This is a genomic window from Phocaeicola sp. RTP21359st1_B8_RTP21360_211022 (genome assembly GCF_040911965.1).
Lineage (GTDB): Bacteria > Bacteroidota > Bacteroidia > Bacteroidales > Bacteroidaceae > Phocaeicola > Phocaeicola vulgatus.
On record NZ_JBDFXP010000092.1, the window covers coordinates 1 to 4,729 of the forward strand.

Sequence of the window (4,729 nt, forward strand, 5' to 3'; positions counted from 1 at the left end):
TTAGTTCCTTCAGAACTACTCTTGCAGCTATGTATCTGATAATCAAAGCATATGTACTTTGGTAATTTTAAGATGATCTTTGTCCTTGAATTTACAAACAGGAAATAAATTTGCGATTTCTACCAGTTTTCTACTAGCTACCATCCCGTTACCATAGTCAAATTTAAATTAGGATAGGGTTAATAAATATTGTATTGTAATACTTTTTATTCTGTCACCACATATCGCTGGACTTCAATATTATATGGTGACAGAACTTTCAGTATTTCCTTGAAATGGTTTATCAGTTAGAGCCGGTTCAGCAGATACTGGTCACCATAGCGGGTATGTAATTTCTTCACTCCCATCAGAGCCAAATGTTTTCCGAAGGCTCTCATCTTGACATCACGCATGGTTTCAGGACTGGCCTTTTTCATCACTTCATAAATTTGGCCGATAGTCCATCTTTGAAACTTCTCCTCATCTCGGGGCAGACTGAAGCAGCTATAAAAGAGGCTTTCCTCTATGGGACGGCGCAAAAATGCGTCATTACGCAAGCTGACAGCCTGTTCTTCTTTGGGTGAGAGCCAATAGCGGCGGTTATGTTTTAGTTCATCTCTTAACTGAGCATAAAGTTGTTTATAATTGATGCGAGGCAAACGGATACTCCCTTTGGTCATCACCGGATAAAAACGGCGGTTACCGGAAGAATCGGTCAGCAGATCGCAAAAATTGGAAGTGCCAATAAATGAACTAAGGCGCGGTTGCTGGCTATAGCTGCTTTGAAACGGACGGCGCATACTAAGACCGCTCATTTGGACTAGATTCTTCAACCGTGCCAGTTTACCTTCTTCCATCCGATTGAATTCGTCTATATTGATAAGAGCCAAAGAGCGCATTTTGCGCAGGGCATCCCCCTCGCGGGTCACATCGAAGTCATCGGTATAATATCCACGTAACGCTGGTGGAAGGAGCGACCGGCAAAAGGTAGACTTCTTCAGGCCCTGAAGGGGATTAACCAAAATGGGAATCAGGCAGTTGCCATGCATCCGGTTTTTACCGCTCCATTGCATCACCATGCCCAGCATCCAGATATGAAACACCTCCACCCATTGCGTTTCATCGCTTACCGAGTGTGCCAGCTCGCTTACTCTGTCGTGCCCGTCCCAGTGTGGCAGATGTTCCAAATAGGCTGTCACGGGGTGAAAAGAAGGAATGCGTGACGAACCCAGATAACGGCGCATATCACGGTCCATACAGTTCACGCCTTCCTCTATTGCATTAATAACCAATGTGTTGAATTCTCGCTCATCCACCACACGGTATTTATCGAACTTGTGCTTGTCATGAAATTCGCATTGTTCTGTTATTTGGTTGTAACGAAAGGAATAATGAGTGGTGAGGAACGAATCAAGCCCTTTCATGGCTTGTTTCAGTTTTGAGTCTTTTTCTTTTTCCATTAAATCTGTTTTTTTATTGATTTGAGGTGTGAAGATAGTTCTGCAAAACAGGGTTTTGCAAGAACTTTGCCCGACAAATTAAAATAAATCCAACGTGTGAAACATTTATGGCAGAATCTTTGCAAGAGGACGAAAGAATCCGTACCTTCGTCCGGAAGAATCTGGGTTCTCACTGACGTGAAGTTGCCTACTCACTTTAGTGAAGAGCCATTGCCACACGGGTGAAACTGCCGCTTCACTAAGGTGAAGCAACAGAATGTTCTGTAAGTTTGCACGATAACATCCTATAAATAAAACAAATACATAGTACATTATGTCAGACATTAAATTTGATATCTATGAATCTCCGGCAAATGACGGGGAAAAGAAAAAATACCATGTGAGAAACACCAACAAGCAGACCATCCACTCGAAGGACTTGATACACGAGGCTACGCTTTATACTTCAGTAAGCCGTTCGGACTGGGCGGCAGTGGTAGAGGGACTGATAGATATTCTGTCCGAGAAATTAGGTGACGGCAAACGAATCCATATCAACGGATTAGGGTATTTCTCTGTCAGTATCGGCTCCACAGAAAGTGAAAATCCTAAGAAAATGACCCGTGGCACAGTACAGATAACAGGAGTCAACTTCCAGCCTGAGAAAAGTTTCAAGAAGAGTATTATAAGCCGGGCACATTTTGTAAGAGAACGATACAAGGTGCACACGGTGGACTTGTCGCCTATCGAAGTAGACGGGCTGCTGAGTGAATATTTTAAAGATCATCGCAGTATCACCTGTGCCCGGATGCAGCAGGTCTGCGGAATGACCCGTTCTACCGCATACCGCCGCTTACAGGCACTGACCCAAGGAGACCATCCGTCATTACAACGCGAGGGCTACAAAAATGCCACTGCCTACATACCGGTTAAAGGGTATTACGGACGTTCCTACACGGCAGATCGCTGGTAACGAGCCGGATAGGGTGAAGGGAGAATTTTGTGTTTCATGTAAAACGAATTGTTATATCATACTTTAAAATAAGAAAAAATGAAAAGAACCATCTTGAAAAACGTAGGAATCGGCTTGTGCTTCCTGCTTAGCAGCGGGACGGTCTGCGCGCAGAACTACCCTGGAAAAGTGAAGAATGCACAAGGTATCGAGGTGACCTATCAATCGAATTACAAAGGGAAAGCCCGGCCGGGGCATCTGTTGATGACCGTGTCCGGTGACCGCGTATCATTGACTAACGTATGGCCGGAGCAAAACGACCGTCCCAGTCCCCGCCCGGAAGACAAGACACCTGTGACCGGCAGTTACATAGACTACACTACCCGGCAGGCATACCGCAGGGCTGAACTACCTAACGGGCAAGTGATATCTGCGGTCACTCCCTTCGAATTCGGCAAAGGTTTCACGCAAACGGGCGAAGGAAAACACTTAGGGATGAACTGCAAAATTTTGCGCACATCCATCAATTCCAACACCATCGAGGTGTGGTATACCAACGACATCCCTTTTCGTGGTACTCCGCAAGCCAATGTGGGTGTACCTGACGGATTGGTACTGAGAGTCGTGCGAAACGGTGACATGATTCAGGAAGCCACCCATATTACCCCGCTGAAGAAAGGAAAGGATGTGTTGCCACAGTCGTGGGGGGAAAGCATGGATGCGGCCGACTACCAATATACCATCAACCAAAGCGGAGTTATCACAATTCCGGTCTTCGACCAGCAGAGCATCTGCTTCAACAACGCTAAATTGCCCGAAGTACTGGAGGATGGCGTACAATACAGTGCCGGAGGCGGCACCATCCTGTTGAAGAAAGTGAAGCTGCCCGACTATGTGAAGAATCGTACCGTCTTTGCGGAAGTTGTCCAATACTCGGACGGTGATGCTTACGACCGCACCGGTTCTGTCTTTCTGATACCGGAAGGCAAGCAGCTGTCTTTTCTTGATGCCATACGTGATTTGAAGAAAGTTCCCTCTTTCCGCTCGGAAAATACGGACTACCACGGGCTGATTTCCACAGCGGAGTATGATGTGCCTTTAGAGTTGATGCGTTTCTTCACCGGTTTCGGTGTGCGCAAGTTCAATTATAATAAGGTGAAGGGGCAGGACTGGGTGGACTCCGTACTTTACAAAATGGAGGTAACCCCACTGGCCGAAAAATTGGAAGGGGAAGCTTGGATTGGCGCTTACATCGGCAACTGGGATGCCAAAGGACATCGTCTGTCGTTGAAACTGAAGTATTATCCTGATGAAGAACATCGGGTTTATAATACTCTTCCGCTGTTCAATACAGTGAATTATCTGGAGCAGGCAGGACAGCCTTATCCGATTTTCATGCGTCAGGATTCTCTGACCGTAAAGTTCACCTTGAAGGAGCCTGCCAAGAACGCCCGTCTGTACTATCTCACCACGGGACATGGCGGTTGGGGAGGCGGTGATGAGTTCAACCAGAAACCGAACACTCTCTATTTGGACGGTGAAAAGGTGATCTCTTTCGTACCTTGGCGGGATGATTGTGGAACTTATCGTAACTGGAATCCTTGTTCGGGTAATTTCTCCAATGGACTGAGTTCTTCCGACTTGAGCCGTTCCAACTGGTGTCCGGGTACGGCGACCAATCCCGAATACATCTATTTGGGTGATCTGGAAGCGGGTGAACACAGCATCACCGTAAAAATACCGCAGGGTGCTCCCGAAGGAGGAAGCAATAGTTATTGGTGTATCTCGGGTACGCTTATTTATTAATGTAAATTCCTTTGTCCTGCGATAACAGAAATGTTTCTGTCACCGCAGGACAAGGAATGTTCCAACTTTTCTATCTCCTCAAAGGACAATCTTGTCCTTGGGCAAGTTGTCACATGGGCAAGTTCAAGGACTTAAAATTACAGCCTACAGTTTGTTTGGACTTCTTTCCCTCTTCCGTCCTTCCTTTCATCTTTTGATTGTTGTCTGCAAACTTATATATAAAAAGGTATATTTTCTCTAGCAATACACCAACGGCATGGACTGACATCACCTTTTTTCCTTTGGTTCTTATCCCAATATACGTTACCTGTTTTCTACCGACTACCAAACAAAGGGTAAATATTCGATGAAAAAATAATATAAATCATTTCAAGAAAGTTCTGTGACAGTTAGCAGTTCTCTCTTTAAATAAGGTGCTTCAGGCATCTCAAACGTTAAAAATCAGGGCATATTAAAAATATTTTTCAAGAGACCCTTTATATATATTAAAATTGTTATATATTTGCACCGTTAATCTAAATTAAATTGAAAAACATAGTTCTGAAGGAACTAA

3 protein-coding genes are annotated in these 4,729 nt (G+C 44.9%); 2 read left to right on the forward strand and 1 reads right to left on the reverse strand.

Translation table 11 applies throughout. The features are described 5' to 3' along the window. Positions 1–287: 287 nt before the first annotated feature. Positions 288–1,439 carry a VapE domain-containing protein gene (locus AB5062_RS22340; RefSeq protein WP_057280251.1) on the reverse strand — a complete coding sequence of 384 codons (1,152 nt, stop codon included), beginning with the start codon at positions 1,437–1,439 and terminating at the stop codon, positions 288–290. A gap of 313 nt (positions 1,440–1,752) precedes the next feature. Between AB5062_RS22340 and AB5062_RS22345 the strand changes: the two genes are divergently transcribed. Together AB5062_RS22345 and AB5062_RS22350 are read left to right on the forward strand one after the other, a co-directional pair. Continuing rightward, positions 1,753–2,391 (forward strand): HU family DNA-binding protein, encoded by a 639-nt coding sequence (locus AB5062_RS22345; protein WP_057280252.1) that lies wholly within the window; start codon positions 1,753–1,755, stop codon positions 2,389–2,391. A 78-nt stretch (positions 2,392–2,469) separates the two neighbouring features. After that, positions 2,470–4,176, forward strand: coding sequence for a PNGase F N-terminal domain-containing protein (locus AB5062_RS22350; RefSeq protein ID WP_057280253.1), 1,707 nt, complete (start codon positions 2,470–2,472; stop codon positions 4,174–4,176). Positions 4,177–4,729: the final 553 nt, after the last annotated feature.

What these genes read in the sequence shown, in the direction of transcription:
- AB5062_RS22345 (WP_057280252.1), top strand. Translation starts at nt 1,753, where the DNA reads ATGTCAGACATTAAATTTGATATCTATGAATCTCCGGCAAATGACGGG.
- AB5062_RS22340 (WP_057280251.1), bottom strand. Translation starts at nt 1,439, where the DNA reads ATGGAAAAAGAAAAAGACTCAAAACTGAAACAAGCCATGAAAGGGCTT.
- AB5062_RS22350 (WP_057280253.1), top strand. Translation starts at nt 2,470, where the DNA reads ATGAAAAGAACCATCTTGAAAAACGTAGGAATCGGCTTGTGCTTCCTG.